The organism is Promicromonospora sp. NPDC060271 (assembly GCF_042726755.1).
Taxonomy (GTDB): Bacteria; Actinomycetota; Actinomycetes; order Actinomycetales; family Cellulomonadaceae; genus Promicromonospora.
The window spans coordinates 1-2,283 of sequence record NZ_JBHXBG010000309.1 but is presented as its reverse complement, the minus strand read 5'-3'; the positions used below and the strand labels follow the sequence as shown (position 1 = coordinate 2,283).

Sequence of the window (2,283 nt, the reverse complement as noted above, 5' to 3'; positions counted from 1 at the left end):
GGTCAGCCGAGTGACCTGAGCGTCTGACACGTGCGCGAAGTTCTGACAGCCTCTTGCACTACTTGGCTAATGGGCGTAGCTTTCTGGCTATGACGATCAGCCAGAGTGTTTCTCCCGCCTTCCTCCGGCGGCCCGAGGGCAACATCGCGTACAGCGACACGGGCGCCGGGCCGCTCGTCGTCGCCGTCCCCGGCATGGGTGACCTCCGGTCCACCTACGACGACGTCGCCCCGGCGCTCGTCCACGCCGGCTACCGCGTGGTCGTCGCCGACCTGCGCGGCCACGGCGACTCGGACACGACGTTCCGCACGCACGGCGACGACGCGACGGGTACGGACCTCGTCGCCCTCGTCGAGCACCTCGACGCCGGCCCGGCGCTCCTGATCGGCAACTCGATGGGCGCCTCGGCCGCTGCCTGGGCCGCCGCGGAGCGCCCGGACCTCGTGCGCGGCCTGGTCCTGCTCAGCCCGTACCTGCGCCAGCCCGGCTCCCCGGGCATGCAGAAGGTCATGCGGGTCATCTACCGGGTGCTCTTCGCCCGGCCGTGGGGCGCCGCGTTCTGGGGGTCCTTCTACACCTCGATCACCAAGGGCCGCCGCTCTCCCCGGCACGCCGAGCACGTCGCCGCGATCCGGCGGAACATGAGCGAGCCCGCCCGGCTGCGCTCCCTCCGCGACCTCGCGGTAGCGCTCGACCACTCGGTCGTCGAGGCCCGCCTGGCGGCCGTCACGGCGCCTTCCGTCACCGTGGTCGGCGCGCTCGACCCCGACTTCTCCGACCCCGCGGCCGAGCTCGACTGGATCACCAGGGCGATCGACACCCGCGGCATCCTGGTCCCCGACGCCGGCCACTACCCGCAGCACCAGGCGGCCGACGTCGTCGTACCCGCCGTGCTCGAGCTCCTCGCCGGTCTCCCGCCCCTGCCCGCGCACGCGGCCACTGACACCACCGCCGACATCGCCGCGCAGGCCCACGACGGAGGCACCCGTGCCTAGGGCGGGCCTGTCCCCCGACGCCGTGGTACGGCTGGCGGTCGAGGTCGTCGACGAGGGCGGGGCCGGCGGGTTCGCCGACCTGACCCTCGCGAAGGTCGCCGCGAAGGCTGGTGTCGCGGCGCCCAGCCTCTACAAGCACGTCGGCTCACTGGCCGACCTGCGCAGAGAGGTCACGCTGATCGCCGTCGGGGAGCTCACGGCGGCCGGTACCTCGGCGACCGTTGGCCGAGCGGGGGCGGACGCCCTCCGTGCGCTGGCGACGGCCTGGCGCAGCTACGCCCTGGACCACCCCGGGCGGTACGCGGCCACCCAGATCGGCCCCGACCCCGACGCTCCGGCCGACGCCGCGCTCCGCGACGCGGCAGCCGAGAGCGTCTCCGTGGTGGTCTCCGTCCTGCGCGGCTTCGGCCTCCCGGACGCCCGCCTGATCGACGCCGTCCGCGCGGTCCGCGCCGGCGTGCACGGCTTCGTCACGCTCGAGCTCGGCGGCGGCTTCCGGATGCGGGAGGACGTCGACCAGAGCTTCACGGTGCTGCTCGACATGCTCGTCGCGGGAGTCGCCGCGCTCGCGCCGTCCGACCTGCCTCAGAACGCCACCACCACCGGGAGCCACGCATGACCGTCGTCCGCCGGACCCGCGCCGCCTTCGTCGCCGCAGGACTCACCTTCCTCCTCTTCCCCCTGCTGCGGCCCTGGCCGGACGAGAGCGTGGCCACCACCGGCCTCGCCACGGCTTTCGCCTCCGACCGTTGGGTGGTGGCGCACCTGTGCGGGATCCTCGGCCTCGCCCTCCTCGCGCCCGCGCTCCTGGGACTGCGGACGATCCTCGCCCGGACCGGCACCGCCGACGACGGCGATCGCGCCGCCGTCCGGCCCGGAGCTGGCGCCGCGACCTGGGCGCTCGTCACCGCGTGGACCGGCGCCGGTCTGGCGGCGCTCTACTTCGGCGCCGAGATCTTCGGCATCCGCACCATCGCGGAAGCCGCGCTGCGGGACGGCGACCTCGGCCTGCTCGCCGACATCGAGGTGCTGCGCATGGAGCCGTGGGCGGTCACCCTGTTCGCAGCGGGCCTGCTCCTGCTCGGCGCCTCCGGGGTACTGGTGGCGGTCGCCCTGTGGCGGGCCGGTACGCGTCTGAGGTGGGCCGGCGTGCCGCTGGCGATCGGCCTGGTGCTCCTGCTCCCCCAGTTCTTCGGCGGGCCGGGGCTGCGGATCACGCACGGGTTCCTCTTCGCAGCGGGGTGCGTGCTGGTCGCCGTCGTCACGCGTTCCCGGACGGGCCAGGCAT

The 2,283-nt window shown here is 74.2% G+C and carries 3 protein-coding genes; all 3 read left to right on the top strand.

What is annotated here, in order from left to right:
- The first annotated feature begins 89 nt into the window (after nucleotides 1–89).
- Complete coding sequence (locus ACFWE2_RS25255) at nucleotides 90–995, top strand: alpha/beta fold hydrolase (RefSeq protein ID WP_377226955.1); 906 nt, start codon at nucleotides 90–92, stop codon at nucleotides 993–995.
- Nucleotides 988–1,614: a WHG domain-containing protein gene (locus tag ACFWE2_RS25250; RefSeq protein WP_377226954.1), complete on the top strand. Its 627-nt coding sequence runs from the start codon at nucleotides 988–990 to the stop codon at nucleotides 1,612–1,614. Before ACFWE2_RS25255 ends, ACFWE2_RS25250 begins: the two co-directional genes overlap by 8 nt.
- A partial coding sequence (locus tag ACFWE2_RS25245) for a hypothetical protein (RefSeq protein WP_377226953.1) occupies nucleotides 1,611–2,283 on the top strand: 673 nt, incomplete at its 3' end. The genes ACFWE2_RS25250 and ACFWE2_RS25245, both read left to right, overlap by 4 nt.